This is a genomic window from Tolumonas osonensis (assembly GCF_014202415.1).
In the GTDB taxonomy this organism is placed as follows: Bacteria; Pseudomonadota; Gammaproteobacteria; order Enterobacterales; family Aeromonadaceae; genus Tolumonas; species Tolumonas osonensis.
Genome location: NZ_JACHGR010000007.1, coordinates 1 through 26249, shown reverse-complemented (window position 1 = coordinate 26249; position 26249 = coordinate 1). Strand labels below are relative to the sequence as shown.

The window sequence follows — 26249 nt, the reverse complement described above, 5'->3', positions numbered from 1 at the left end:
GATATAGGATATATGCTATGGCCTTTGCACTTTGTTTACCACAAATTAGTCTGTCAGGTGAAAACGCACTGGTTGATCTGGTTGCTCATTTACTGAATAAATCAATCCGCCGCCCACTCATCGTAACAGAACAGGCGTTGCTGAAAATCGGTCTGCTGGATGGACTGATCAGCTCGCTGCGGGATGCCGGTTTTTCACCGGTGATCTTTGATGGCGTGCTGGCGAACCCGACGGATAAAGTCGCCGAAGCGGCATTCAGTGCGTTTAAAGCCGGACAGTGTGACTCACTGATTGGTTTCGGTGGCGGCAGTGCGATGGACACAGCCAAAGCTGTACGTGCCATGGCGGCCAATCCGGACAAATCAATCTATTCCTTTGAAGGTATCGGCAAGGTAGGCAAGGTCGGGCCGTTTATGGCCTGCGTCAGCACCACATCAGGTACCGCCGCCGAAGTCACCAGTAATGCGGTGATCACCGATACGAACCGCAAGGTGAAGATGGTGATTATCGATAGCGCGCTGATCCCTGAAATTGCGGTCAACGATCCGGCGCTGATGGTGGGTCTGCCGGCAGCGGTGACAGCGGCAACCGGTATGGATGCGCTGACTCATGCGATTGAAGCCTATGTGTCTGTCGGTGCGCATGTCCTGACCGATCATTCCGCACTGGCGGCAATCAAGGTGATTGCCGAATATCTGCCACAGGCGGTCGATAACGGCAAAGATCTGACAGCCCGCGAGATGATGGCGCATGGCCAGTTCCTGGCCGGGATGGCGTTCAACAGTGCCGGTTTGGGCTATGTACACTCGCTGGCGCATCAGCCGGGCGCAACACACAACCTGCCGCACGGTGTCTGCAATGCCATCATGCTGCCAGTGGTTTGCGAATTTAACCTGCCGGTGAAAGAAGCGCGTTTTGCGGACATTGCAACTGCGATGGGTGTCGATACACACGCCATGACTACGTCGGAAGCGGCAAAGGCGGCGATTGCGGCCATCCGTACACTGTCTGAGCGGGTTGGTATTCCGGCCGGTTTGAGTGCGCTGGGCATTAAACAATCCGATCTGGCTGGCTGGGTTGACGCTGCACAGGCCGATCCATGTTCCGGTTGTGCGCCACGCAAGGCATCAAACGAAGAATTACTGGCGCTGTATCAGGCGGCATTCTGATTCTTGATTAAAAAAGCCCGCTGTGCAGGCGGGCTTAAGATGAAAAAACGAACGCTTCCGGCTCTCAGATTTCAGGTAAATTTTCACGCCAGCCGTGAAATTCACTGATCGCATTAGATACCATCTGCTCTTCCCGAATTCCAAATGGATAGCCATTTTGCACGCACATTTTTTTGGCTTCCTGATAGGGAGAGTTATAGCCCTCGAGGGTCTCGAATACGTGGGATCTTATCCGGGTATAGTCAACTCTTTGCATGGCCTTGCTCCTTGTGCAGTAAGTACCAGTTATTTGGACAGTGATTTACTTGTAAAGTTCAAAAAACAGCCAAACTTCTGTACCAGATGATGCCATTAATCAGGGGAAAAAATATGACAATAAAAGATAAATGTATGTTTTGTGAACAGAATCGCACTATACAAAGAAAGGTATCAAAAGGAGCAGGGCAGTGCCGGACAGACACTGCCTGCAGATAGCTAAAGTGGTGGAAACAGCAGTTTGGCGACATCCCGGAAGTAACGGGCGAAGTGAAAACTCATTCCTTCCTTAACATAGTCCGGCAGCTCTTCCACATCCCCCCGGTTTGCCTCCGGGACAATGATCTGGTGGATGCCAAGGCGTTTGGCGGCAATCACTTTCTCCCGCACACCGCCAATCGCGAGGACATGCCCGGTCAGGGTCAGCTCTCCGGTCATGGCAAAACCTTTCACCGGCGCCCGGTTCAGCGCCAGAGAGAGCAGGGCGCTGGCCATGGTGACACCGGCGCTGGGGCCGTCTTTGGGCGTTGCGCCTTCCGGTACATGCAGGTGAATGGCCGCCTTGTCATAGAATTCCGGACTGGCATTCAGTTCATGCAGATGGCTGGTCACGAAGCTGTAGGCCAGCTCAGCCGACTCCTTCATTACATCACCCAACTGGCCTGTCAGTTTGAAACTGCGCCCTTGCTGGTGGACAACACTGGCTTCAATTGGCAGAGTGGCACCACCCAGCGACGTCCATGCCAGGCCGGTGACAATCCCGACGCCGCTGAGATTTTTCTCTTTGCGAAATTGCGGGCTGCCCAGGTAATGTTCGAGGTTGGCGGCCTTGATGGTGATTTTTTTATCATCACCTTCACTTAGCAGTTCCACCACGGATTTCCGCACGATTTTAGCCAGTTGTTTTTCCAGATTCCGGACACCGGCCTCACGGGCGTAACCTTCGATAATACTGCGGACGGCACCGTCAGTAATGCGCAGTTTACCTTTCGGTACACCGGCCCGCTCCAGCTGGCGAGGCCAGAGATGGTGACGGGCGATCGCCAGTTTCTCATCAGCCAGATAGCCGGACAACCGGATGGTATCCATACGATCCAGTAATGCTGGCGGGATGGAGTCCAGCGTATTAGCGGTACAGATAAACAGACACTTGGATAAATCCAGCCGCAGATCGAGGTAATGATCCAGGAAGTTAATGTTTTGCTCCGGATCGAGCGTTTCCAGTAAGGCAGACGCCGGATCCCCCTGATGGCTGATACCGAGCTTGTCGATTTCATCCAGCATGATCACCGGATTCATCACCTTACACTCTTTCAGCGCCTGCACGATTTTACCCGGCAGAGCACCTATATACGTCCGGCGGTGACCTTTGATTTCCGCTTCATCCCGCATACCGCCGACGCTGAAGCGGTAGAAGGGCAGATCCAGACTATTGGCGATCGACCGGCCTATTGAGGTCTTGCCGACACCCGGCGGGCCGACCAGCAGCATAATGGCACCACTGATGGCTTTTTTATAAGCGCCGACTGCCAGAAATTCGATGATCCGGTCTTTGACATCATCCAGGCCATCATGGTCTCTATCCAGAATTTTCCGTGCTTTTTTCAGGTCGATACTTTGTTGTTTTTCCACGCCCCATGGCACCTGACTGATCCAGTCCAGGTAGTTACGGGTGACAGCATATTCCGGTGAACCTGCCTCCAGTATTCGCAGCTTTTTCAGCTCTTCATCGAAACGGTCCTGTACTGCTTCCGGCACTTTCCGGTCTTTCATCCGGGCTAGGAAATTCTCGGCTTCTGCGGTTTTATCGTCCTTTTCCAGTCCGAGCTCTTTCTGAATCACCTTGAGTTGTTCATGCAGGAAAAACTCGCGTTGCCGTTCACTGATGGTCTTGTTCACCTCTTCCCGGATCTGCGTCTGCAGTTTGGCGACTTCGATCTCTTTTTTGAGGATCGCCAGTGATTTTTTCATCCGCGGGATCAGATCAGCCGTATCCAGCACTTCCTGCAATTCATCAGGGGAAGCGGATGTGATGGCGGCGGCCAGATCGGCCAGCGGGGCTGGGTCGTTCGGACTGAAGCGGTTCATGTATTGCTTCAGTTCTTCACTGTAAAGCGGATTGATGGGAAGCAGCTCTTTCAGCGCGCCGATCAGCGCCATGGCATAGGCTTTCAGTTCGGTATCCGACTCATCCGGTTTGCTTTCCATGTATTTGACTTCGACCAGATAAGGTGGCCGGTCGGTTAACCAGTTGGTGATTTCCACCCGCTGCACGCCTTCAGCGACAAACTGGATTTCACCCTCACCGCTGCTGGCCTGTAAAATGCGTACCGCACAGCCTGTTTTGGGAACGACATCTTTCAGCACGGTGGCATCGGCGACGTTATCACCAATGCGGAACAGCGCCACCATCTTGTGCGTGGTTCTGGCAACCCGTTCAATGGTTTTGCCCCAGGGATTGGCCTGGATCTGTACCGGCAGGATTTGGGCTGGCAGGAAAGGCCTGCCCTGGATGGGAATGATATGAAGCTGAGCCGGCCGTTCCTGACCGGCCAGAATCAGCCCGGTTTTAGCGTGTTCGTCAGTCGTTACATGTTCTTGCTCATTACTCATATCACGTACCTGTTTCAGCAAATGATGAATTTAAAATGGGGTCGGGACTGAGGTATTCAAGATAAGCATAGTCAAAAACTGTAATGCGGATGGGGAGTTAGCCCTGGAGTGTGAACTGATGCAGTGGTTGTTATCCTGAATTTGACAGGATGGGGGAAAAGGCCACTCACAGTTTTCACATCAGACCATGAGTGGCGGCGGCTCAGGAATGGGCCGGTTTGCGTATTGCGGCTATTTCAGAAACCTGTCCGTCCGGATTCTCCTGTTCCAGAATGACATTGAATTTCCAGATATGATGCAGATGTCGCATCACCTCCTGCGCGGAATCAGCCAGCGGGATGCGATTATTGGCGTAATAGCGCAGCGTCAGACTCCGGTCGCCACGCAGGTCAACGTTATATACCTGAATGTTGGGTTCATGTTCGCCCAGGTTGTATTGCGCTGAAAGTTTCTGCCGCAGTTGGCGGTAACCCTCCTCGTTATGAATGGCCGAAACTTCGATGTAGTTTTTCTGATCATCATCTTCGATAGCAAACAGATGAAAATCGCGCATCACTTTCGGACTTAAGAACTGGCTGATAAAGCTCTCATCCTTAAAGTTCTCCATCGCATAGTGCAGTGTGTCCAGCCAGTTACTACCGGCGTAATCCGGGAACCAGTGCCGATCCTCTTCTGTCGGATTTTCACAAATCCGCCGGATGTCCTGGAACATGGCAAAACCCAACGCATACGGATTAATACCGGAGTAGTAGGGGCTGTTATATGGCGGTTGAGCCACCACATTGGTGTGGTTGTGCAGAAACTCCAGCATGAAGCGATCGGTCACTTTCCCTTCGTCATACAGATGATTCAGGATGGTGTAATGCCAGAATGTCGCCCAGCCTTCATTCATGACCTGAGTCTGTTTCTGCGGGTAAAAATACTGACTGATTTTGCGTACGACACGAATGATTTCACGTTGCCACGGTTCCAGAATCGGCGAATTCTTCTCCAGGAAATAGAGAATGTTTTCCTCCGGTTCGACCGGATAGCGCTGACCCAGTAAGGCATCATCCTCCTGCTGACGGCGTTTGGGCAGTGTCCGCCACAGTTCGTTGACCTGACTTTGCAGATACTCTTCGCGGCGTTTTTGCCGGCGCCGTTCTTCAGACAAAGACAGTTTCTGCGGACGCTTGTACCGATCCACCCCGTAATTCATCAGTGCATGACAGGCATCCAGCAGAGACTCCACCTCGTCGATGCCGTATTTTTCTTCACAGTGCGAGATGTAATGCCGGGCAAACACCAGATAGTCGATGATCGAGCTGGCATCCGTCCAGGTCTTGAACAGATAGTTATTTTTGAAAAACGAGTTATGTCCGTAGCAGGCATGCGCCATGACCAGCGCCTGCATGGTGATACTGTTTTCCTCCATCAGATAGGCAATACAAGGATCGGAGTTAATAACAATCTCGTAGGCCAGCCCCATCTGGCCGCGTTTGTAATGTTGCTCGGTGGAGATAAATTTTTTCCCGAACGACCAGTGGTGATAACCGATAGGCATCCCGACACTGGAATACGCGTCCATCATCTGTTCGGCAGTGATGACTTCAATCTGATTCGGATAGGTCGTGAGCCGGTAGTGTCTGGCGACCCGCTCGATTTCCTTCTGGTAAACATCCAGTAATTCAAATGTCCAGTCCGGCCCGTCGGGCAGGGCTGTTCTGCTGATTTCGCTCATGCTCCCTCCTGTCAGGCGGCCTGTTTCTTAAATAATTCGCGGAATACCGGATAGATATCTTCCTGTTTGCGAATATTCTCCATGGCAAAGTACGGGAATTGTTTCGCCAGTTCTTCATACTGGAACCACAAACTCTGGTGGGCACGGGTTGTGATTTCAATGTAGGAAAAATAGCGGACCCACGGCAGGATCTGCTGTTCCAGCAACTGGCGGCAGTGCGGCGAATCATCCGCCCAGTTATCACCGTCAGACGCCTGTGCGGCGTAAATATTCCACTCACTGGCCGGATAACGGCTGTGCATGATTTCACTCATCAGTTCCAGCGCGCTTGATACGATGGTGCCGCCGGTTTCCTGTGAGTAGAAGAAATCGTGTTCGTTAACTTCTTTTGCCTGGGTGTGATGGCGGATGAAAACCACCTCCACGTTTTTGTACGTCCGGGTTAAAAACAGATAGAGCAGAATGTAAAAACGTTTCGCCATATCCTTGGTCGGCTGATCCATGGATCCGGAAACGTCCATCAGACAGAACATCACCGCCTGGCTGGAAGGAACCGGGCGTTTTACAAAATTATTGAAGCGCAAATCAAACGTGTCGATGAACGGCACCGCCTCGATACGGCGTTTCAGCTCGGCAATTTCTTTTTCCAGCAGCAGACGCTCGCTGGCATTTTCCTCCGCATTGCCCAGCGCGGCTAACTGCGCTTCCAGCTCGGCCAGCTGACGTTTCTTGCCGGTTTGCATGGCAACCCGACGCGCCAGTGAGTTTTGCAGTGAGCGCACAATATTGATGTTGGTCGGCACGCCGTTTGAGGTGTAACCGGCGCGCACATGTTTGGTCTCGACCAGTTTGGCGATCTGGTTTTTCTCCATGTTGGGCAGTTCCAGATCGTCAAACAGCAGATCCAGATATTCATCCTTGGAAATCTGGAAGATGAAATCATCACTGCCTTCACCACTGTCACTGGCATCGCCACTGCCACTGCCGCCACCCTGACCACCACCTTCCGGGCGATCAATATGTTCACCGGTCACAAAACGGTCATTACCGGGATGTACCATTTCCCGGTGACCCCCTTTACCCTGGTGGAACACCGGCTCAGTAATATCCCGGGTCGGAATGCTGATGCTTTCGCCGTTTTCGACATCCTGAATACTGCGTTTGGCCACAGCATCGGATACCGCTTTTTTGATCTGCGATTTATAGCGGCGGATGAACCGTTGCCGGTTCACCGCACTTTTGTTTTTACCATTCAATCGTCGGTCGATGAAATGGACCATAGCTTTCATCTCCTCATCCACTAAGTGGATTTGCGTACACGCAGATACCACTCGGAGAGCAGGCGGACTTGCTTACGGGTGTAACCTTTTTCCATCATGCGTTCGACGAAGTTTTCATGCTTCTTCATCTCATCGGCAGAGGTTTTCGCATTGAAGGAAATTACCGGCAGCAGGTCTTCCGTGTTGGAGAACATTTTCTTCTCGATCACGGTGCGCAGTTTTTCGTAACTGGTCCAGTTCGGATTACGACCGGCATTGTTGGCACGGGCACGCAGCACGAAATTGACGATTTCGTTACGGAAATCCTTCGGATTACTGATCCCCGCCGGTTTCTCAATTTTTTCCAGTTCGCTGTTCAGTGAGCTACGATCAAACAGCTGACCGGTTTCCGGATCGCGGTATTCCTGATCCTGAATCCAGAAGTCGGCATACGTGACATAGCGGTCGAAGATGTTCTGACCGTATTCGGAATAGGATTCCAGATAGGCGGTCTGAATCTCTTTGCCGATAAACTCGATATACCGCGGTACCAGATAGCCTTTGATGAACTCCAGATAATGGTCGTGCAATTCCTGCGGGAACTGTTCCCGTTCAATCTGCTGTTCCAGTACATAGAAGAGATGTACCGGGTTGGCGGCGATTTCAGTGTGGTCAAAGTTGAACACACGGGACAGGATCTTGAAGGCAAAACGGGTGGAAAGACCGGACATGCCTTCGTCAATACCGGCATAATCACGATATTCCTGATAGGACTTCGCTTTCGGATCGGTATCCTTCAGACTTTCACCGTTATAGACCCGCATCTTGGAGTAAATGCTGGAGTTTTCCGGTTCTTTCAAACGGGACAGTACGCTGAACTGTGCCAGATATTCCAGCGTGCCGGGGGCGCATTTCGCCTGTGACAGTTCACTGTGGGTCAGTAGTTTTTCATAAATATGCATCTCTTCGGAGACGCGCAGGCAATAAGGCACCTTGACGATATAAACACGGTCGAGGAACGCCTCATTGTTTTTGTTGTTACGGAACTGCTGCCATTCCGATTCGTTGGAGTGCGCCAGAATGATCCCTTCAAACGGCAGCGCGGAAAGACCTTCGGTACCGTTGTAGTTACCTTCCTGTGTTGCGGTCAGCAGCGGATGCAGCACCTTGATCGGTGCCTTGAACATTTCCACAAATTCCATCAGACCCTGGTTGGCTCGGCACAGGGAGCCGGAGTAGGCATAGGCGTCGGCATCATTCTGGGCATAGTGCTCCAGTTTGCGGATATCGACTTTACCCACCAGTGAAGAAATGTCCTGGTTGTTTTCATCGCCCGGTTCGGTTTTGGCAATCGCGATCTGATCGAGAATGGAAGGGTACACCTTCTCGACTTTGAATTTGCTGATGTCGCCGCCGAACTCGTGCAGACGTTTGGCCACCCAGGGAGACATGATCTTGTGCAGATAACGTGCAGGGATACCGTATTCCTGCTCCAGAATCTTGCCGTCTTCATTAACATCAAACAGGCAGAACGGGTGGTCGTTGACCGGGGAGCCTTTGATGCGGTAAATCGGGATTCTCTGCATCAGGGATTTGAGTTTTTCCGCCAGTGAGGATTTACCACCCCCCACCGGGCCCAGCAGATAAAGGATCTGTTTCTTCTCTTCCAGACCTTGTGCCGCATGGCGCAGATAAGCCACGATTTGCTCGATGGCATCTTCCATGCCGTAAAAGTCGTCTTTGAAGGCCGGATACCGAGGAATAATACGATTAGAAAAAATCCGGCTCAGGCGCGGTTCCAGTGCCGTGTCGATCATTTCTGGTTCACCGATAGCCAGCAGAAGGCGTTCGGATGCAGAGGCATAGCAGGAGCGGTCGGTCCGGCACATCTCCAGAAACTCCTGAAGTGTGTATTCCTCTTCCCTGGCTGCTTCGTAACGGCGCTGATAATGATCAAAAATACCCATAGCGTTTCCCCCATACTGAGATGAGTCCCTTTTTTCACGGGGCTACATGCATCTGTTTCATTTGTAAGCCTAGACGACATTTCGGCAAAAGGTGTCAGAAAGTCTCAATAAATCCTGTAGTTGCTGATCCGGTTGCCAAAATGTCCGGCGCAAAAAATCCTGTTCTCCTGTTTTCTATAGCTAATGTTGTGCCATTCCGTTGGTGGAATATCAAAAAATAGACAAAAAACTAATTTGTTCTGACTATTTACGGATCGCGCTCACATCTTGCTCAGTCCTTGGCATTTTTTTCTTCCAACCATAAAAAAGGCCACCGCAAATGCGATGGCCTGAGTCAGAACGTGACTGAATTTGGTGCAAAAAGCGCCGGTCAGGCGATGTCGCACTTCTCCAGATGCCAGATCTGCCGGATATAGTCCTCAATCGAACGATCCGAGTTGAATTTGCCCACCGATGCCGCATTAATGATCGCCATTTTGGCCCAGCGTGCCTTATCTCGGTACAAACTGTCGACCCGCTTGTGCGCTTCATCGTAAGCGGCAAAATCTGCCAGTGTCAGATAGGTATCGCCATAATCCAGCAGCGCCTTTTTGATCGACTGTAATTCACCCGGATGACCCGGCGTGAAGTAGTCGGTATCCAGCCAGTCCAGCGCCGCCTTGATTTCCGGGTTGGCATAGTAATAATCCCACGGATTATAACCACGCGCTTTCAGCTCTTTGACCTGTTCCACGGTCAGACCGAAAATCACGCAATTGTCTTCACCGACTTCTTCGGCGATTTCAATGTTGGCGCCATCCAGCGTACCAATGGTGATCGCCCCGTTCATCGCCAGCTTCATGTTGCCGGTACCGGAGGCTTCATAACCGGCCGTTGAAATCTGCTCGGAGACATCCGCCGCCGGGATCAGTTTTTCTGCCAGACTGACGCGGTAGTTCGGCATGAATACCACTTTCAGCTTGTCTTTGATGCGCGGATCATTATTGATGCGCTCGCCGACCTTGTTGATGGCATAAATGATGTCTTTTGCCACGCGGTAGCCCGGTGCCGCTTTCGAACCGAAGATAAACACACGCGGATGCATGTCGTAATCCGGGTTCAGCAACAGACGGCGGTAGAGCACCATGATATGCAGCAGGTTAAGCTGCTGGCGTTTGTATTCATGCAGACGCTTGATCTGAATATCGAAAATTGCCTCGGCACTCACATCAATACCGGTTTCAGCCTTGATCACCTTCACCAGTTTCTGCTTGTTGTGCTGCTTGATATCCATGAATTTTTTCTGGAACGCCGGATCATCCGCGAACTTGTTCACGGCGCGCAGGGCATCCAGATTCAGCGGCCACGCAGTGCCAACCGTTTCGGTAAACAGATCGGCCAGTTCCTGGTTACAGGAAAGCAGCCAGCGGCGCGGTGTCACCCCGTTGGTGACGTTACAGAATTTATCCGGCCACAGTTCATTGAACTCAGGGAACAGATCCTCTTTCACCAGCTTGGAGTGAATTTCTGCCACCCCGTTGACCTTATGCGACGTGATCACGCACAGGTTCGCCATCCGTACGCGGCGCGGATTACCTTCATCAATGATCGACAGCTTGCGTTTGATATCGTTATTGCCCGGCCATTTTGCATCCACTTCGTTTTTCAGGAAACGGGCGTTGATTTCATAAATGATTTCCAGATGGCGCGGCAAGACCCGCTCAAACAGATACACCGGCCAGGTTTCCAGCGCTTCCGGCAGCAGGGTATGGTTGGTGTAGGAGAAAACCTTGGTGCAGATGTCCCAGGCTTCCTGCCATTCCAGACCTTCCTCATCGATCAGCTCACGCATCAGTTCCGGAATCGCGACTGTTGGGTGCGTATCGTTCAGCTGGATTGCAATCTGTGGCGCAAACGCTTTGAAGTCGGTATGCGTACGTTTATAACGGCGCATGATGTCCTTCAGCGAACAGGCACAGAAGAAATATTGCTGGATCAGACGCAGCTCTTTACCGGCTTCGGTTTCATCGTTCGGATACAGCACTTTGGAAATGGTTTCCGCTTCGGCTTTCTCTTTCTGCGAATCGACGTAACCGCCGTGGTTAAACACGTCCCAGTCGAAGAAATCGGAAGCACGGGACTCCCACAGACGCAGAATATTCACGGTCTGCGCGCCGAAACCAACGATCGGGATATCCCATGGTACCCCTTTGATCACCCGGCCCGGACGCCATACTTTACGAACCTTGCAATCGTCGCCAAAGACAGTTTCCACATAGCCATACAGCGGAATGTCCTGCACGGATTCAGGACGGCAAATCTCCCACGGGTTGCCGTATTCGCGCCAGGAGTCAGGACGCTCTACCTGACGGCCATCGCGGATTTCCTGCCGGAACAGACCATGCTCGTAATGCAGGCCATAACCCAGCGCCGGATAACCCAGTGTGGCCAGTGAGTCGATAAAACAGGCTGCCAGGCGGCCCAGACCGCCATTGCCCAGTGCCATGTCCGGTTCTTCTTCGCACAGATCGGCTAAATCCAGATCCAGATCTTTCAGTGCTTCCTCACAGACTTTATACAGACCGAGGTTGTGCAGATTATTCGCGGTCAGACGACCCATCAGGAATTCAGCGGAAAAATAATGTACCGCGCGGGTGTCTTTTTTCAGATGAGTTTGCTGTGTGCTGGTCAGTCGTTCAAACAACATGTGATTGATAGTGACGCAGGTAGCCATCCACCAGGCTTGTTTGCTGGCTTTGATTTCACTTGTGCCCAGTGTTGTACGAAGATGGTGAACGACTTCTTTTCTGAACTCTTCCTTGTCCAGTGTGAACAACGGCTTTTCCATAGGATTCACCATAGCTGTTACCTCTTTAAACAGTTGAGTCTTGGTCACAAAACACTCAATAAACTACTCCGGTTTATTCTTTGTGTCATGTAATGCATGTGTGTGCAGGGGAAGATTCTCATGATGCCGGTCGAAAGTCCCTTGCTGAATCGTGTCGGATGATTGAGTTGTTAGTCTTGTCACATATGTAATTTTCTGCTGCTGTTACATCCGTACCGGATAGAGTTAACAGAGAAAAATGACTACCGGATGACCAGCTAGCAGAAGAGAGGGATCATTATGAAGCTGAAATACCCGGAATCGCCGGGCATTTCAGGAAGAAACTCAGTCCTGTTTACCGGGGATCTGAGGGGGAGTGGACGGAGTGGCAAGAGTGTTGATATCCATGCCGTTTTGTTTAAGCAGCGCTTCCAGTGCCGGCAATAACGGCCCCAGTTTTTCTTCGAGCGTAGCCCGGACGGTATCGACAACTACCTGTGTGCCGCGTTCAATCTCGACATTCAGGGCTGAACTGGCCTGTTTTGATTCGAATGTGGTCATGCGGCGGGTTTCCGGGATCAGCCAGACTTCAAACCAGTCCTCTTCCTTGCTGACGTCGGAAATGGTCAGACTGGTGCCGTTCAGGGCGATATATCCTTTTGGGAAAATGTATTTCATCCACTGATGCGGAACACCGATGCGGATACAGTAGTTATTTTCCCGCTGTTTGACAGCCAACACGGTGGCACGGAAATCCACATGACCGGAGAGAGGGTGACCACCAATTTCGGCGCCGTCTTTCGCGGCACGCTCGGCATTTACCCGGTCACCGGTCTGATAATCGCTCAGCGTTGTGATCAGTAGGCTTTGCAGCATGACATCAAATTTGGCCCGGGTGTCACTAAGTATTTCCGTGACAGTGAGGCAGACACCATCGATGGCGATACTGGCGCCAATCTGTAATTCTGCACAAAACCCGGCCGGAAACTCGATTTCAAAAGTCCGGATACCCTCTGCGTCGGTCACTGCCACAATGGTGGCAATACCCTGAACAATGCCTGTAAACATCAGTCACTCTCTGTTAAATACACACTAAGCGGGACTATAACGGTGTCTGCCAGCCGGAGCCACCGCGGTGAACTTTAGTTCCTGGCGGATAACGCCAGTTTCACTCCCAGCGAGATAAACAGCACCCCGATGGTTTTATTCAGCCAGTTGCTGATGGTTGCGCTGACTTTCAGCCGCTGGCTGGCCAGTGCCGTAGAAACAGCCAGGAAGTGACACCACAACATGCTGTTAAAGTTAAAGATGAGCCCGAGGACGATGAATGCCAACGCTTTATCCGGCGCATCATGGCCGATGAACTGCGGTACAAAAGCCAGAAAAAACAGCGCCACCTTGGGGTTCAGGGCATTGCTCAGAAAACCCTGCCAGTAAATGGATTTCATGGAATGTGTCTGGCCGGCAGCAGCGTGAGCCGGGCTCGCAGTGTCTGCATCCGGCCGGGATTTCTGTCGCAGCGCCATCAGCCCGATGTAAACCAGATACGCCGCACCAGCGTATTTCACGACAAGGAACGCAGTCGCCGAGCTGGCCAAAATAGCTGATAAACCCAAAGCGGCCGCCACGATATGCACAAACACACCCGAGCCAATTCCCAGCGACGCCACGCTGCCGGCACGCCAGCCCTGCGACGCGCTTTTGGACATGATCAACAAGGTATCCGGGCCGGGCATCACGTTCAGGATGAAGCCTGAAACCATAAACAGAGCGAGATCATGAGTTCCGAACATAGCACTCCTCAAATCCATGCTGGATTAAATACGATTTCCCAAACGTGGCCGTCCGGGTCCTGAAAATAACCGGCGTAACCACCCCAGAATGTATCATGAGCGGGTTTGATAATTCTGGCATTAGCCGCTTTTGCTGTTGCCATTATTGAATCAACATCCGGTTTTGTCGAAACATTATGACTAATGATTACTTCTGTCTCATTTGGCGGTGCCAATGGTAAACCGGTGTCATGCGCAATACTTTTCCGTGGCCATAAGGCAAGGCGCAAACCGGGCTGAAGCTGAATAAAAACAACTGCCCCGTATTCAAATTCCTGACCAATGATGCCTTCGGTTGGGAGGCCTAAACCATCACGGTAAAAGTGCTGCGATCTTTCAAGATCATCAACGCCTAAGGTAATGACAGAAATATTTGGTTTCATATGGGCGACCTGGCTATGTAGCCTGTCAGAACGGATATGAAATGAGTTTAGCAGGCAGGTTCATGGATTCAGAATTTGTTACCTGCCATGCAAAATTTGCTACATCAATTGAATACCAAACCGTTTGACTAATGCAGCAAAAAGAACAAACGTCACGATGGTCAATCCGATACTGATCAGTAATGTCAGTATGAAGCCGAATCGGGACATGAAATACGGGAACAGGATAAACATGGGTAATGTAGGAATGACATACCAAAACGTGTAATACGCATGGTTGCTGATTTTGCTCGCTGACTGGCCTTCTACAAATAACCAGATCAACGTCAGAATGGTCACCAGGGGTAATGAAGCCACCAGAGCGCCGATGCGGTCACTTTTTTTGGCCAATTCCGAGATCAGCACCACCATGCCGGCAGTGATCAAATATTTGGTAATCAGATAAAACATATCATTCCTATCTAAAACGTCACTTGTTAAACGCGTTCTTCATCCCGCAGCGTCAGAGAAGGCAACCCAGCTTAAGGCACCTATATTCATAATCACGGTAGCCCAAAAAACTTGCCTGAATTCTGTTTTTACAGATTTGTGTCTGAGTTTTTGCTGCGCATACATAGCGCCGGGCCAGCCACCAATTAATGCCAGCATGTGCAATGTACTTTCTTTAGTGCGCCAACTGCCACTTTGTGCCGCGCTCTTGTCTAATGCGTAAGCAGCGAATGTTATGATGCTTAAAACAGCAAAACCCGGAAGAACAATGACAGGAAGATGATATACAAATACAAGCAACAATAAATATATGATAAATATCATTAAAATTAATTTATTGAATGCGTAAACATTTCCTGTTTGCTGGGTTTTTTGATTTTTCTTAATCCGGGTAAAAGTTATATTGGTTGCCTGAACCCGATTTCTTTCATCGGTCGTTGTTTCATAGATAATGATGTCACCATTCATGGGACGGCGAGGCAAATCATCAAATGATTTGATATGAACAAAGGCCCTTGCTCCGCCGCCATTGGGCTCTACAAAGCCATAGCCTTTATCATCATTCCAATCTGAAATCTTTCCCTGAAATCTCATATGTATTCTCGAAAATATTTAGCCTGAAATTGCTGAATTACGCCCGTTCAGATCTGGTTTCAAATGAGAGATGGCTAAATCACCTTGCCACGCAATGCCTTGATTTTTCCCCGCAGGGTTTTACTGTCCATGCGTTTTCGCTGAGAACTTTTTGTTGCTGTCGTGGGCCGGCGTGCTTTCTGAACTTTAGCCACACTTTTGATTAATTCCTGTAACCGCAGCAGTGCGTCAGCCCGGTTTTGTTCCTGAAGCCGGTACTGCTGGGCCTTGATAATAATGACGCCTTCGCTGGTGATCCGCTGGTCACGCAGAGCTAACAGGCGTTCCTTATAAAAATCCGGCAGCGATGAGGCTTTGATATCAAATCGCAGATGAATGGCGGAAGAAACTTTATTGACGTTTTGCCCGCCGGAGCCCTGTGCTCTGATTGCAGATAGCTCAATTTCCGCATCAGGGATGGTGACATTAAGAGATATTTCCACAAGACGCTCGCGAACAATGTTGAATAAATAGGTTAAAGCGGGATATCAGTGCGTTGACAGTTTTTTCATTGGAAGGTCCACAGATTATGGGCTCATTTTGCCATTCAGGACGCCGCTCATGAGAGAGCGGCATAGGGCATTTTTATCAACCTGCGCGGTGCACTAAAGAAAGCAGCGAGGCTGCACCGACGAACATGCTGGCAAAGCTGCGGTTAAGGATACGTTGCTGACGGGGCGTTTTCAGGAACAGCAAGACTTTTGCGGCCAGGCAGGTGTAACCCGCCATCACAATCATATCGACGGCAATCATGGTGATCATCATGAGTGAATATTGCGGTACCAGCGATTTGGCCGGGTCAATAAACTGCGGTAAGACCGCCAGAATAAAGACAATGGCTTTCGGATTACTGATATTCACCAGAAACCCTTTGGTGATAATCGCCAGAGGACTGAAGGCTTTGACCGCTTGCTGCTCGGCGTCGATCTCGGAGGGTTTTTGCTGCCATTGTTTGACAGCCAGATAGACCAGATAAGCGACACCAAACCATTTGATCAGGTTAAAGGCCAATTCTGAGGCTGTAAGAATCGCGCCGACACCTGCAGCGACAATGAGGATCTGGATCGCTAACGCAATCTGCAGTCCGATGACATTCCAGTAACCGCGCAAGAAGCCAAATTGCAGACCACTCGACATAGACGCAATCGCGCCGGCGCCCGGAGAAAGACTGATAACCCAACAGGCTGCAAAGAAGGCAAGCCAGACATCGAATGACATACCGTGATACCTCTGAAATGACGGTGACTCATGGCAAAACGATACATGAAAAAAGGCGGGGCGGCTATATCAGTCTGGGTGGAACAGTGCGCCGCGAGAACCGACGGCGCGGGGCTGGTTTATTCAAACATTCCGGGCAATCATCAACACTTCATCGGCGGAATAGAGGTTGGATATCGTTGCTTCAACCTCTGCTCCCAACGTGTTTTTATATAATTGCTGGGCATGATTATCCGCCCGGGTTGTAACCATAATATGTTTTAACTTTGAATTCTTTTTAGCCAGTTCGTCTTTCACCAATGGCAAGGATTGTTCGATCAGATTCCGGCCAATACCCTGGCCCTGGTGCGCCGGGGATACGGCCAGCTGTTCCAGTTCCAGCACTGCTTCGGCGCGAAAACCGCTTTTTTGCGCCCAGACGATATAACCCACAATCTGGTTATCCCTTTCAGCGACAAAACTCAGAAAACGCGGATAAGCCTTCAAGTTACACGCCAGCCAGTCAGATGAAAAACTTTGCCGGGGGAAAGCGGCTTTATGGACTAAAGATGCTTCAGACAAATCTGATTCGTCCATCATGCGTATTTTCAAATCCGGTACCTCTCTGTGAGTCTACATATTTCATTACAACTGGCCTTGACGCGAATAAATTTTAACGCCATTTAGCCCATGGATCCTCAGAACCATTAAAACTGCTATCAGCGCTTTTCTCGTACCGGGAGGAATAGGAACGGCTGCTTGTTGCGGTAGTTCTGCGATTTTGATTTCTCATCGCTGTTTTTCGTGCGCGTTTCTCACGCAGGGCTTCTGCATCCTCAAGACTCAGTTCGGCAGGCAAACCTGGCTTCTGATCCATCGGGATAATGCGTTCACGCGGTGGCAACTGGAATTGTTCTTCACTCGCTCTTGGCAGGCTTTTGTATTGGTACAAATAAAAAGCTTCGACCTTTTCACGCGCCCAGTCTGTTTTTTTGAGAAATTTTACACTGGAATCGATATTGGGCTTATTTTTGAAGCAGTTGAGATTCAGATAGGCATACAGGATTTCGAAGCCATAGTGATTGGCTATCTCGGTGACAACCGTTTTTAAGCTGACACCGTGTAATGGATTATTTTGATAGCCGATTGGATCGTTCATAGTAAAAACCTGATAGAAAATAATCAGTGATTATACCATTTGTCGGCATGGACACATTACTACCGCGTTGTTGTCGTCGCCAATATTCATCCTGCCCTCGAGGTGTGCGGCTGTGATTAGAGAGCAGGATGATAAGGTTACGGTTCAGTCGGCGAACAGAACCAGAGTTTGTTACCTTCGCTGTCTAAAAAACTACCGACATAATAACCCTTTTCAACTTCTTCAACTGGATCGGGAATCGTGACACCTCGCTCTCGTAAGTAAGCCTCGGTGTCCGGGGCATAAGCAGTCGCAAGCGTGATCCGGGGATTCGGCTCGGCGGTAGGGGAGCCATACCAGTTTTCTTTCAGCATAAGAACGATATCGCCGATGGAATACCCGACAAGGTCATTTTCTCTATAAGACGGAGGAAGAGCGAGTATCTCGCCATAAAAGTGTTGAGCCCGGCTTAAATCCGTCACCGCCAGCGCAATCACTTTTACGTTTTGCAAACCATGAGCAAGCATATACAGTTTCTCCTGAATGGAGAGATGGGCTATTTAAGTATAATTCTTATTCGCATTGGATCTGAGAATTTTTCGAATTCATCGACACAGCCCGGAGTTTATCGGGTCAATGCTATCACCGCATTTATCAGCGAACGGATTTTGTGTCCGCCAATATAGACGGGCAGTATGGGCTTGCCTGTATCGAAATGCGTGTAGACCGCGATCTGGGCGGTGCGGACCGAATATTCTACCGTGAAGACGCAATCGTTACTGACTTCCGTAAATAGCCCCAGAAAGGCGAAATTGGTGGCTCCGGCAGGGACAACGGCGGGTCGATCGCCTGGTTTCCTTGGCATGAAGGCACTGTCGATGAATGGCATCATGGTCGGGCGACAATTCACCTTGCCAGCGTCGAGAGCAGGTTTCATCTTGTCGGTTACTTTCAGGTGCGAGAACAGCTCGGTCAGAATTTCTTCGCCGCTGCAGTCCTGCATCCGCTTCTGCACGAAATTGCCGGGCCGGTCCTGATAAAGACCATATCCCCAGAGTGTGTCGACGTTGGCCGGTTGATTAACGAAATGAGGCTGGGCGGGCACAACAATCGAAAGTAGCCAGTTCGAGTCCACGATCGTCATTAAGCCGCTCACACCGGGGATATACCCATAGGTGGCAGACAGATACCGCAAAAAGGTAGGGTCGTGCAGCGTTAGCGTAAATGACACCCATTTTTGCCGATCGATCTGATCCGAGAAGACACCGGGGTGGCCAAAGGCGGGATCTTTGCCGGCGATGCGCTCCCAAAGTGTCCATGCGCCAGAAGTTTCTTTTGTCTTCTGGATGGCGGGACGTGTCATCGATCCGGTGTCGGTGCTTTCGGTGATAGAGCCGTTGGTGATGAAGACATAGTCATGTCCGGCAAGGGGGATGGTTTTCCGGATCCCTTGTTCAATGCAGTGGATGGCTGTCGCCGTCTTGGCGGAATCAGTGATCGTGAAATCAATGTCGACGACTTGCGTGCCGAAACTGAACTTTACACCGCGCTCCTGCAGCCAGTTTTGCAGAGGAACGATGACGGCATCATATTGATTGTAAACAGTCCGGTAGATGCCACCCAGTTCGTGAAGGTGAGGGAAGAGGTGCATAAACCGCAGGGAATAGCGCCGCATCTCTGCCAGGCTGCTCCACTTCTGAAATGCGAACATGGATTCCCAGATCTTCCAGAAATGCGTGTCAAAGAACGGGGCGCTGAACCAGTCCTGAATGGTCTTATTGCCCAGTAATTTTTCCGGTGTCATGTTCAGGCGGATGATGTTGAGCTTATCCTGCAAACGCAAACCATACGAAGAGATATCGAGTATCCGGGCGTTTTTAATCAGACGGGATTGAGAACGGGAGGTAAATCGTTTGGAAAAACCGAAACACTCTTCGGTGACGCTTTTCTTTGGATCTGTAGCGGAAGGGATAGAAGACAGCAGATCCCAGTAACAAACAAAATGCTGCTCATGCATCCGTCCGCCCCGGGCAATGAAACCATGCTCAGGGTCACCCTGACCATCCAGCGCGCCGCCGGCAGTGGCATCCTGCTCGAGAATACAGATGTTCTCCCCGCGGACACCAGCATCCCGGATAAGGTAAATGGCGCTGGCCAGCGAGGCGATACCACTGCCGACGAGATAGACTTGCGAAGAACTGTTCTGCGTCATCTTCATAGTCCGGCCCATTCATCCTGTGATTGTCGCAGAAGCATGATTTCAATATAGACAGGATAAGCCGGGCCTGCATAGTGGTTGTGTGGGAGGGCTGCAACTGAGCTAGTATTGTCGATGATTACACCAGTTTTAAAAGCCGTTCGCTTCGCCATACCCTAATTATTTGCACTTCATCGGTTTTCAGCAGATAAACAATGCGATAGGGCGGATGAATGAGTTCTCGGATCGAGGTAAGGCCGTATTCAGGAACAACTCGGCCCATCTGGGGATGTTCAGACAGATTTGCAATGTGTTCAAAAATATCGGTAACATGTTTCTCACCAATATGTTCGACGCCTTCAAATATATAGTGCTCTTTAATATCGATAATATCTTCGTAAGCAGAATCGGTGAGCGTAATTATCATTAGCGCAAACCCAGTTTCTTCTTGGCATCATCAAGTGACATTGTTCTGCCTTCTTGAGCATCCGTAAGACCCTGAGCAATTGCTTTTAGAAAAGCGCATTCTTCTTCTCGCGTTTCGTATTCAGCTAAAGACTGAACTACTGCGACACCTCGGCCTCTGCTGGTAAGAAGAATAGGGCGTTGAGTTTCAACAGCTTGATTAACAATTTTGCCTGGGTTCACTTTGAGATCGGACAATGGAACCACATCTTCAGAGAATTTGACTTGCATTTTGGCATCTCGATTTAACCATGATAGACCTGATTATAGCACCAGTTAACAGGTCTTCAATGTTTCGCCGAGGCTTACAATGACAAAGACGAACTTAACCTCAGCACCGCGCCATCAGCGCGAACACGCCCCAGCCCAGGTATTCACGCGTGTAAGTTGCATAACGCACGGGTTCCGAGGTTAGTTGGGCTCGAACATCTTTCGCGAATTCGTCGTCTGGATTGGTTTCAAGCCATCGGCGCATGGTGAGCCATTTGGCCGCCTCGTATCTGTCCCAGCTGTCTTGGTCTGCCAAAACCATTTCCACGACGTCATAACCGAGGTGGCCGAAAGACGCGAGAAGTTCCGGAAGCAGGAGAAAGTCAGAGATTGAGCTGGCCTGACACCCCTTGGCAACATCCTCCGTTGGCGGTAACTGTCGCCAGTAGGGTTCGCCGATGAGGATGATCCCGCCGGGACAGAGGCTCTGCGCCAGAAGCTCGATGGTGCCGCCGACGCCCCCGCCAATCCACGTAGCTCCGATACAGGCGGCCACACCGGCCTTCTCGTCAGAGACGAAGCCGGCCGCATCGCCATGGATGAACTCGACTTGATCGGCGACACCGAGTTTTTCAGCGCGGCGTTTCGCCTGCCCGGTGAACAACTGACTCATGTCGATGCCAGTCCCGATGATTCCGTAATCGCGTGCCCAGGTGCACAGCATCTCCCCCGAACCGCTGCCGAGGTCGAGCATCCGGGTTCCCGTTTCCAGACGCAGCGCCTCACCGAGAGTGGCGAGCTTTTCGGGTGTGAACGGATTATGGATGCGGTGAGCACTTTCGGTGATGTTGAAGATCCGTGGAATATCCAATGCAGAAAACCTCCTTATTGATGTGCCATAATGACACATTGGTTTTACCCCGATTCACTCGTTCACGCTTCAAAAGACTAAAACAGCTTTCTGCTGCTGAACGTAAATCAATCGATTCGTATCAAAACCCCGTTCTCTCGACATTTTGATGAACTTTTCCATTACTTCTGGCTCGACTGACGGAGTTCGCGAGAGTAACCATAGATAGTCGGTATTAGGCCCTGAAACAAAAGCATAGCTGTAATTTTTTCGATCCAATTCAAACACCACATAAGAGCCATAAAATGGACCAAAAAATGAGACTTTGAGATAACCATCCATCGGACTATTAACAAAGTAGGCTTTGCCTTCCGCCTCTTTCCACTTGTTTTCAGTCTCGGAGTAACCACGATTGAGTACCGAAACACCACCATCATTTCGCATACTATATTCAGCCGTTACCTGACTTAAACCTCTTTCGAATGAATGGTCAAGGCGAGCCACCTCATACCATTTACCCAAATAATTGTTCAGTTCAAACCCCGATACTGGTTTTACCGATTCCGGCATTCCCAAACAGCCACTGAGTAAAGCTGCGCACATAATCAATAAAATTGTTCTCACAATGCCTCCAAATACTATTTCCACTTGTGGGGTGCGATAGTGTTGATGTTCACCCGATATCCCGGAACCGCAATTAGCAGGAATACGGTTCTCGCTGAGAGTCATCTCAGACTTTTAAGGTTTCGATGCTACAATAGCGCCGTCTTAATTTATTGTAAGCGGTGCTTGTTTATGAGTTTTTCCACCCTGGGTCTTCACACGGATTTATTGGCTGTCCTCGATACACTTGGTTATCAAACGCCAACGCCGATTCAACAAGCGGCGATCCCCGAAGTCCTTGCGGGTCACGATGTCATGGCGGGGGCGCAAACGGGTACGGGTAAAACTGCCGCATTTGCCTTGCCATTGATTCAACGTCACCTCGTTCGGGAAACATCTGAAAAAGCCATCCGTGTGTTAGTGCTCACTCCAACGCGGGAACTGGCTCAACAAGTACACCAAAGCTTTGTGAAATACAGTCAAGGTTTAGGTCTCAACTCGGTCGTGGCTTACGGTGGGGCGAGTATTAACCCGCAGATCGATGCGTTAAACGAAGGCTGTGATGTCCTCGTGGCGACACCGGGGCGTTTGCTGGAACTTGCCATCAAAGGGCTGATCGACCTAAGCACGGTTGAGACACTGGTTCTCGATGAAGCGGATCGCATGTTGGATATGGGCTTTATTGTCGATATCGAGCGCATCCTGAAACGCCTACCCGAAACGCGCCAAACCTTGTTCTTCTCCGCAACCTTTAACGATGACGTGTTTGCCCTGAGCAAAACCATTTTAAAGCAGCCAAAACTGATCGAAGTCGCCGAACGAAATGCGACGGCAGCGAAAATTGAACAACGCTTTTATGAAGTCGATAACAAACGCAAAGCGGGTTTAGTGGCGTACCTGATAGGCTCCAAAAATTGGCAACAGGTGCTTATCTTCACTCGTACCAAACAAGCGGTGGATGAACTGGCTAACGAGCTTGAGAAAGATGGCATCAGTGCTGCTGCGGTACATGGCGATAAATCCCAAGGCGCCCGCGATCGCGGCTTGGAAGAGTTTAAAACCGGCCAAGTGCGTGCGCTTGTCGCCACTGATGTGGCCGCGCGCGGGTTGGACATTGCGCAACTGCAATACGTGATCAATTATGAGCTGCCTTACAACGCCGAAGACTATATTCACCGTATTGGTCGAACTGGCCGTGCAGGTCAAGCTGGCCTGGCCGTTTCGTTGGTCTCGAATAAAGAGAAATACCTACTCGGAGACGTAGAAAAACTCACTGGCGAACATTTTATCCTGCACTGGATGGAAGGCTTTGAGCCGGATCTCATGGCGCAAGAAGAAGCGAACAACACTAAGCGTAAACCGTCTAAGAAAAACCTACGCGCTAAAGCACTTGGACAAAGCGGTAGCAACAAAGCTAAAACAGGCAAACCGCGTAGTCGCTAGGTTTTTGTCGAAGCCATCCGGCATTGATGAACTTTTTAACGAGTACATTATTCATGTTGTACTCGCTTATTTATTGAGCCACAAATATCAAATCTTGAGTGTCAAATCCTGCCTGTTTGGCTTTTTGTAACAAAAAATCTTTAACTGTAGGTGATAGTGAAGGGGAGCGCGATAGGAGCCATAAATATGAATGATCAGGCCCGGAAATCAGCGCATATTGATAATTATCATGGTCAAGTTCAAAGATAGCGTAGGTACCATAAAAAGGCCGGAAAAATGAAACTTTCAGCAAACCTTGGTCTGGTGGGCCCATGAAATAAGCAACACCAATTGCCTCTTTCCATTTTTTATCTTTCTCAGAATATCCACGGTTAATGACTTGAACACTGCCATTATTGTTCAATGCATATTCAGCCGTCACTTTACTTAAACCGTGCTCAAAGGAGTGATCTAATCTGGCAACCTCATACCATTTGCCTAGATAACGATTGAGCTCAAAATTTTGAACAGGCTTTACATTATTGGGTATTTGAGTGCACCCGACACAAAAAAACAACATAGAGAACAGAAATTTACGCATGAAGTCGTCCCACACCAAGTTTTTGTATGGTTAATCAATGTAAACATCTAGAGCCGGATTGTTCGCATGCTCAAAAATGAGTTTGATATCATCGGGTAAGGTTCGTCCCTGAGATAATTCTGGCAAGTTATCAAACGAGAAGAAATCGATCTCAGATATTTCGATATTTGCTTTCGCTTCACCAGAAACTAATTCACATAGAAAGATCATCTTATAAATGTGAAATGGGTATTTTGGTGTATAAGGATGCACATCTCTGTCTTTAACGGCAATTAATCTTGGTTGACGAACAACAAATCCCGATTCTTCAAGAACCTCACGGATCACACCACGGGAAGGGGTTTCACATACATCAGCCCAGCCGCCTGGAAGAGTCCAGCAACCGTCTTCACGTTCACGGACGAGTAGGATTTTGTTATCGCGGATAACACCAGCACGGACATCCACTTTAGGTGTTGGATAACCTGTTTCTGGAATGAGTAAGTTAGCAATTTTTTCTATAGGCTCATCGCTGATTTCAGAAAGCATTTCGAATGCAATTTGTTGGATTTGATCAAATCGTTCCAGATCAAATTTATCCTTAGAATATGTATGACCTGCCTGACTAATTGCTTGTAACTTTTTAGCCCATTCGAGTTGTTTAAACATTTGTGCTCTCCAGGTCCCACACTAAGTTTTGTTAGCTGCTGCTGTGCCATCATGACACATAATTTGCTAAAAATTGTATCTATGCCATAATTATCTTGTGCCACATTGACACATAAGGAGACAGTTATGGCAACCGCATTACCTCGTATCACAGCTCGTGTTGATGCAGAAACACAAGAGTTACTGGCTCAAGCAGCTGCGATTGCGGGTATGACTAGCATTAACTCATTTGTTTTAAATGCCGCGATTGATCGTGCAAAGCAAATCATGGAACGCGAAAGAGCGTTAAAACTTTCACAACGTGATGCCATGTTATTAGCGGAAGCTTTAGATGCGCCAGTGAAACCAAATGCGCGTTTACAACAAGCGGCACAACGCTACAAGGACAAAACTCAATGATGACGGTGCGTTTAGATAAGAATAAACATGACCGTCATTATTTTGATTGTGGGGTAAAGCCACTCAATAACTATCTTAGAGTCATGGCGAGCCAACAGTCACAGAAGGACAACACCAGAACCTTTGTACTCGAAGATAGTTCTCAGCCTGAACGCGTCATTGGTTATTACACGTTAACTATGACACCCATCGACTTAGGTGCTTTACCAGATAAACTGCAAAAAAAGCATCAAAATGCTAGTTCTGGTGGTTTGATTGCTCGACTTGCAGTTGATAAACGATATGCAAAACAAGGTTATGGCGAATGGTTACTCATTGATGCGTTAAACCGACTACTTCAAGCGAGTGAAACAGTTGCATTCCCAGTAGTGATTGTTGACGCAAAAGATGGTGCACTTGGCTTTTATGAAAAGTTTGGATTTACACCATTCATTGATTCGACAAACAAACTGTTTTTAACAATTGCTGATATTCGAGCCAGTATTAGCGACTGACTTTCATAAGCAGCTAACTTCGAATTATGGGGCCACGAAGTGGTCCCACATTAATTTTTTGTTAGCTATCGCTTTTGAGGGAAAACTCTTCGTCAGCATTTTGCAGTTCTCGCCGGATCTTCATCAGGATTTCACCCGTCATATTTGTGCCATGACCATCAACACCAATGCCCCAGAAATTGTCTGCTGCTGAGTGGTCATAGAGTTTACGCTTGGTGAGTTTGAGCACTTTAGCCAGTTCGGTGTGTTGCTCAAAACGAGCTCGAATAGCTTGCTCCATCACCGATACTTTAATGTTTTCCCAATCATCGCGAATTTTAAACCGTCTGGTTTGTCCGATTGCGGCACAACGGAACGGACTTTCACAGGCTTTAATTTTCTCAATGATTTCATCATCAGTGAACTTAGCCGCCTGAAAGAATTGTTCGGCGGAATGCCATGTAAACCCAGCCAAAGAAAAAGGAATGATGGCCAGATTTGAAAAAATATCTTCTTCAGTCATGAGCAACCTCATACGACATCAACTGCGACTAAGCTGATTTTCTCAGATGGATTAGTGCAATCGTTTGCTTAACAGGTCAGCAATTGAAATTCATCAAGTATCCCTTGTGCTTATTCAAGATAGCTAACTTTTAGTTAAACGGCGGAACGTAGTACCACAGTCACTTGTATGGTTAATGTGTTCAATAAAACGGGTAAATTAGAGGCCCACCCTCAATGGCCGTTGAGGGTCTTTATGCAGTAGCTCGATTCAAGTTTGGCTCCTCATTGAGAGACCGATAACAAGTGTGAGCACTGCATAACTCTTTAGCGATAACTCGGACAGTCATCGGGGCCTCGAGCCCGTATAGCAAGGCAGAGTGAGCTTATAACTATGAACACAGAAAACCAATCAGAAA

General features: G+C 49.4%; 28 protein-coding genes. 4 read left to right on the top strand and 24 right to left on the bottom strand.

Going from position 1 to position 26249, the window contains the following annotated elements:
- Nucleotides 1-17 precede the first annotated feature (17 nt).
- Nucleotides 18-1169: an iron-containing alcohol dehydrogenase gene (locus HNR75_RS10460; RefSeq protein WP_188026922.1), complete on the top strand. Its 1152-nt coding sequence runs from the start codon at nucleotides 18-20 to the stop codon at nucleotides 1167-1169.
- Between the two features lie 64 nt (nucleotides 1170-1233).
- Here HNR75_RS10460 and HNR75_RS10455 read toward each other — a convergent pair whose 3' ends face one another.
- The 21 genes from HNR75_RS10455 to HNR75_RS10355 all read right to left on the bottom strand — a co-directional run bounded on the left by HNR75_RS10455 (nucleotide 1234) and on the right by HNR75_RS10355 (nucleotide 21807).
- Entirely contained in the window at nucleotides 1234-1425 is a 192-nt protein-coding gene (locus tag HNR75_RS10455; protein ID WP_188026921.1) for a hypothetical protein, read from the bottom strand.
- 218 nt (nucleotides 1426-1643) lie between these two features.
- Nucleotides 1644-4037, bottom strand: a complete 2394-nt coding sequence (lon, locus tag HNR75_RS10450; protein ID WP_188026920.1) for an endopeptidase La — start codon at nucleotides 4035-4037, stop codon at nucleotides 1644-1646.
- 202 nt (nucleotides 4038-4239) lie between these two features.
- A complete protein-coding gene (locus tag HNR75_RS10445; RefSeq protein WP_188026919.1) occupies nucleotides 4240-5757 on the bottom strand; it encodes a SpoVR family protein in 1518 nt (505 codons plus the stop codon).
- A gap of 11 nt (nucleotides 5758-5768) precedes the next feature.
- Complete coding sequence (locus HNR75_RS10440) at nucleotides 5769-7037, bottom strand: YeaH/YhbH family protein (protein ID WP_188027137.1); 1269 nt, start codon at nucleotides 7035-7037, stop codon at nucleotides 5769-5771.
- Nucleotides 7038-7057: 20 nt separating this feature from the next.
- A complete protein-coding gene (locus tag HNR75_RS10435) occupies nucleotides 7058-8983 on the bottom strand; it encodes a PrkA family serine protein kinase (RefSeq protein WP_188026918.1) in 1926 nt (641 codons plus the stop codon).
- A gap of 370 nt (nucleotides 8984-9353) precedes the next feature.
- Nucleotides 9354-11810: a glycogen/starch/alpha-glucan phosphorylase gene (locus HNR75_RS10430; RefSeq protein WP_246358890.1), complete on the bottom strand. Its 2457-nt coding sequence runs from the start codon at nucleotides 11808-11810 to the stop codon at nucleotides 9354-9356.
- A 324-nt stretch (nucleotides 11811-12134) separates the two neighbouring features.
- Nucleotides 12135-12857, bottom strand: coding sequence for a riboflavin synthase subunit alpha (locus HNR75_RS10425; RefSeq protein ID WP_188026917.1), 723 nt, complete (start codon nucleotides 12855-12857; stop codon nucleotides 12135-12137).
- A gap of 74 nt (nucleotides 12858-12931) precedes the next feature.
- Complete coding sequence (locus tag HNR75_RS10420; RefSeq protein ID WP_188026916.1) at nucleotides 12932-13582, bottom strand: LysE family translocator; 651 nt, start codon at nucleotides 13580-13582, stop codon at nucleotides 12932-12934.
- Nucleotides 13583-13590: 8 nt separating this feature from the next.
- Nucleotides 13591-14004, bottom strand: a complete 414-nt coding sequence (locus tag HNR75_RS10415; RefSeq protein WP_188026915.1) for a VOC family protein — start codon at nucleotides 14002-14004, stop codon at nucleotides 13591-13593.
- Between the two features lie 99 nt (nucleotides 14005-14103).
- Nucleotides 14104-14454, bottom strand: coding sequence for a DUF3147 family protein (locus HNR75_RS10410; RefSeq protein ID WP_188026914.1), 351 nt, complete (start codon nucleotides 14452-14454; stop codon nucleotides 14104-14106).
- 39 nt (nucleotides 14455-14493) lie between these two features.
- The gene (locus tag HNR75_RS10405) at nucleotides 14494-15087 is read right to left on the bottom strand and encodes a DUF1294 domain-containing protein (RefSeq protein ID WP_223157873.1); all 594 of its coding nucleotides are present in this window, start codon (nucleotides 15085-15087) and stop codon (nucleotides 14494-14496) included.
- Nucleotides 15088-15161: 74 nt separating this feature from the next.
- On the bottom strand, nucleotides 15162-15569 hold the full coding sequence (arfB, locus tag HNR75_RS10400) for an alternative ribosome rescue aminoacyl-tRNA hydrolase ArfB (RefSeq protein ID WP_425506783.1): 408 nt from the start codon (nucleotides 15567-15569) through the stop codon (nucleotides 15162-15164).
- A 145-nt stretch (nucleotides 15570-15714) separates the two neighbouring features.
- A complete protein-coding gene (locus tag HNR75_RS10395) occupies nucleotides 15715-16344 on the bottom strand; it encodes a LysE family transporter (RefSeq protein WP_188026913.1) in 630 nt (209 codons plus the stop codon).
- A 123-nt stretch (nucleotides 16345-16467) separates the two neighbouring features.
- Nucleotides 16468-16923, bottom strand: a complete 456-nt coding sequence (locus HNR75_RS10390; protein WP_246358887.1) for a GNAT family N-acetyltransferase — start codon at nucleotides 16921-16923, stop codon at nucleotides 16468-16470.
- A 73-nt stretch (nucleotides 16924-16996) separates the two neighbouring features.
- Nucleotides 16997-17482, bottom strand: coding sequence for a VF530 family protein (locus HNR75_RS15665; protein WP_188026912.1), 486 nt, complete (start codon nucleotides 17480-17482; stop codon nucleotides 16997-16999).
- Between the two features lie 137 nt (nucleotides 17483-17619).
- Nucleotides 17620-17988: a VOC family protein gene (locus tag HNR75_RS10380; protein WP_246358886.1), complete on the bottom strand. Its 369-nt coding sequence runs from the start codon at nucleotides 17986-17988 to the stop codon at nucleotides 17620-17622.
- 98 nt (nucleotides 17989-18086) lie between these two features.
- Nucleotides 18087-19673 (bottom strand): oleate hydratase, encoded by a 1587-nt coding sequence (locus HNR75_RS10375; protein ID WP_246358884.1) that lies wholly within the window; start codon nucleotides 19671-19673, stop codon nucleotides 18087-18089.
- A gap of 124 nt (nucleotides 19674-19797) precedes the next feature.
- On the bottom strand, nucleotides 19798-20085 hold the full coding sequence (locus HNR75_RS10370) for a type II toxin-antitoxin system RelE/ParE family toxin (RefSeq protein ID WP_188026910.1): 288 nt from the start codon (nucleotides 20083-20085) through the stop codon (nucleotides 19798-19800).
- A complete protein-coding gene (locus HNR75_RS10365) occupies nucleotides 20085-20354 on the bottom strand; it encodes a type II toxin-antitoxin system Phd/YefM family antitoxin (protein ID WP_188026909.1) in 270 nt (89 codons plus the stop codon). Before HNR75_RS10365 ends, HNR75_RS10370 begins: the two co-directional genes overlap by 1 nt.
- A gap of 100 nt (nucleotides 20355-20454) precedes the next feature.
- Complete coding sequence (locus tag HNR75_RS10360; protein ID WP_188026908.1) at nucleotides 20455-21204, bottom strand: SAM-dependent methyltransferase; 750 nt, start codon at nucleotides 21202-21204, stop codon at nucleotides 20455-20457.
- 69 nt (nucleotides 21205-21273) lie between these two features.
- The gene (locus HNR75_RS10355) at nucleotides 21274-21807 is read right to left on the bottom strand and encodes a lipocalin family protein (protein WP_188027131.1); all 534 of its coding nucleotides are present in this window, start codon (nucleotides 21805-21807) and stop codon (nucleotides 21274-21276) included.
- Between the two features lie 171 nt (nucleotides 21808-21978).
- Here HNR75_RS10355 and HNR75_RS10350 point away from each other — a divergent pair, with 171 nt between their 5' ends.
- On the top strand, nucleotides 21979-23229 hold the full coding sequence (locus HNR75_RS10350) for a DEAD/DEAH box helicase (protein ID WP_188026907.1): 1251 nt from the start codon (nucleotides 21979-21981) through the stop codon (nucleotides 23227-23229).
- 70 nt (nucleotides 23230-23299) lie between these two features.
- On the opposite strand, the gene HNR75_RS10345 is transcribed toward HNR75_RS10350, so the two are convergent.
- Nucleotides 23300-23809, bottom strand: a complete 510-nt coding sequence (locus tag HNR75_RS10345) for a lipocalin family protein (protein ID WP_188026906.1) — start codon at nucleotides 23807-23809, stop codon at nucleotides 23300-23302.
- Between the two features lie 30 nt (nucleotides 23810-23839).
- The gene (locus HNR75_RS10340) at nucleotides 23840-24457 is read right to left on the bottom strand and encodes an NUDIX hydrolase (protein ID WP_188026905.1); all 618 of its coding nucleotides are present in this window, start codon (nucleotides 24455-24457) and stop codon (nucleotides 23840-23842) included.
- A gap of 126 nt (nucleotides 24458-24583) precedes the next feature.
- Here HNR75_RS10340 and HNR75_RS10335 point away from each other — a divergent pair, with 126 nt between their 5' ends.
- Nucleotides 24584-24856, top strand: coding sequence for a type II toxin-antitoxin system TacA family antitoxin (locus HNR75_RS10335; protein WP_188026904.1), 273 nt, complete (start codon nucleotides 24584-24586; stop codon nucleotides 24854-24856).
- Nucleotides 24853-25350 carry a GNAT family N-acetyltransferase gene (locus tag HNR75_RS10330; RefSeq protein ID WP_188026903.1) on the top strand — a complete coding sequence of 166 codons (498 nt, stop codon included), beginning with the start codon at nucleotides 24853-24855 and terminating at the stop codon, nucleotides 25348-25350. The genes HNR75_RS10335 and HNR75_RS10330 overlap by 4 nt, the downstream gene beginning before the upstream one ends.
- Before the next feature lie 61 nt (nucleotides 25351-25411).
- Here the strand turns inward: HNR75_RS10330 and ybiA are convergent, their stop codons facing one another.
- A complete protein-coding gene (ybiA, locus tag HNR75_RS10325; RefSeq protein ID WP_188026902.1) occupies nucleotides 25412-25852 on the bottom strand; it encodes a riboflavin biosynthesis intermediates N-glycosidase in 441 nt (146 codons plus the stop codon).
- Between the last annotated feature and the right edge of the window lie 397 nt (nucleotides 25853-26249).

What these genes read in the sequence shown, in the direction of transcription:
- HNR75_RS10440 (WP_188027137.1), bottom strand. Translation starts at nt 7,037, where the DNA reads ATGGTCCATTTCATCGACCGACGATTGAATGGTAAAAACAAAAGTGCG.
- HNR75_RS10375 (WP_246358884.1), bottom strand. Translation starts at nt 19,673, where the DNA reads ATGACGCAGAACAGTTCTTCGCAAGTCTATCTCGTCGGCAGTGGTATC.
- HNR75_RS10395 (WP_188026913.1), bottom strand. Translation starts at nt 16,344, where the DNA reads ATGTCATTCGATGTCTGGCTTGCCTTCTTTGCAGCCTGTTGGGTTATC.
- HNR75_RS10370 (WP_188026910.1), bottom strand. Translation starts at nt 20,085, where the DNA reads ATGATAATTACGCTCACCGATTCTGCTTACGAAGATATTATCGATATT.
- HNR75_RS10415 (WP_188026915.1), bottom strand. Translation starts at nt 14,004, where the DNA reads ATGAAACCAAATATTTCTGTCATTACCTTAGGCGTTGATGATCTTGAA.
- HNR75_RS10460 (WP_188026922.1), top strand. Translation starts at nt 18, where the DNA reads ATGGCCTTTGCACTTTGTTTACCACAAATTAGTCTGTCAGGTGAAAAC.
- HNR75_RS10335 (WP_188026904.1), top strand. Translation starts at nt 24,584, where the DNA reads ATGGCAACCGCATTACCTCGTATCACAGCTCGTGTTGATGCAGAAACA.
- lon (WP_188026920.1), bottom strand. Translation starts at nt 4,037, where the DNA reads ATGAGTAATGAGCAAGAACATGTAACGACTGACGAACACGCTAAAACC.
- HNR75_RS10420 (WP_188026916.1), bottom strand. Translation starts at nt 13,582, where the DNA reads ATGTTCGGAACTCATGATCTCGCTCTGTTTATGGTTTCAGGCTTCATC.
- HNR75_RS10330 (WP_188026903.1), top strand. Translation starts at nt 24,853, where the DNA reads ATGATGACGGTGCGTTTAGATAAGAATAAACATGACCGTCATTATTTT.
- HNR75_RS10435 (WP_188026918.1), bottom strand. Translation starts at nt 8,983, where the DNA reads ATGGGTATTTTTGATCATTATCAGCGCCGTTACGAAGCAGCCAGGGAA.
- ybiA (WP_188026902.1), bottom strand. Translation starts at nt 25,852, where the DNA reads ATGACTGAAGAAGATATTTTTTCAAATCTGGCCATCATTCCTTTTTCT.
- HNR75_RS10380 (WP_246358886.1), bottom strand. Translation starts at nt 17,988, where the DNA reads ATGCTTGCTCATGGTTTGCAAAACGTAAAAGTGATTGCGCTGGCGGTG.
- HNR75_RS10445 (WP_188026919.1), bottom strand. Translation starts at nt 5,757, where the DNA reads ATGAGCGAAATCAGCAGAACAGCCCTGCCCGACGGGCCGGACTGGACA.
- HNR75_RS10410 (WP_188026914.1), bottom strand. Translation starts at nt 14,454, where the DNA reads ATGTTTTATCTGATTACCAAATATTTGATCACTGCCGGCATGGTGGTG.
- HNR75_RS10345 (WP_188026906.1), bottom strand. Translation starts at nt 23,809, where the DNA reads ATGCGTAAATTTCTGTTCTCTATGTTGTTTTTTTGTGTCGGGTGCACT.
- HNR75_RS10390 (WP_246358887.1), bottom strand. Translation starts at nt 16,923, where the DNA reads ATGATGGACGAATCAGATTTGTCTGAAGCATCTTTAGTCCATAAAGCC.
- HNR75_RS15665 (WP_188026912.1), bottom strand. Translation starts at nt 17,482, where the DNA reads ATGAACGATCCAATCGGCTATCAAAATAATCCATTACACGGTGTCAGC.
- HNR75_RS10340 (WP_188026905.1), bottom strand. Translation starts at nt 24,457, where the DNA reads ATGTTTAAACAACTCGAATGGGCTAAAAAGTTACAAGCAATTAGTCAG.
- HNR75_RS10350 (WP_188026907.1), top strand. Translation starts at nt 21,979, where the DNA reads ATGAGTTTTTCCACCCTGGGTCTTCACACGGATTTATTGGCTGTCCTC.
- HNR75_RS10430 (WP_246358890.1), bottom strand. Translation starts at nt 11,810, where the DNA reads ATGGAAAAGCCGTTGTTCACACTGGACAAGGAAGAGTTCAGAAAAGAA.
- HNR75_RS10365 (WP_188026909.1), bottom strand. Translation starts at nt 20,354, where the DNA reads ATGCAAGTCAAATTCTCTGAAGATGTGGTTCCATTGTCCGATCTCAAA.
- HNR75_RS10405 (WP_223157873.1), bottom strand. Translation starts at nt 15,087, where the DNA reads ATGAGATTTCAGGGAAAGATTTCAGATTGGAATGATGATAAAGGCTAT.
- HNR75_RS10455 (WP_188026921.1), bottom strand. Translation starts at nt 1,425, where the DNA reads ATGCAAAGAGTTGACTATACCCGGATAAGATCCCACGTATTCGAGACC.
- HNR75_RS10425 (WP_188026917.1), bottom strand. Translation starts at nt 12,857, where the DNA reads ATGTTTACAGGCATTGTTCAGGGTATTGCCACCATTGTGGCAGTGACC.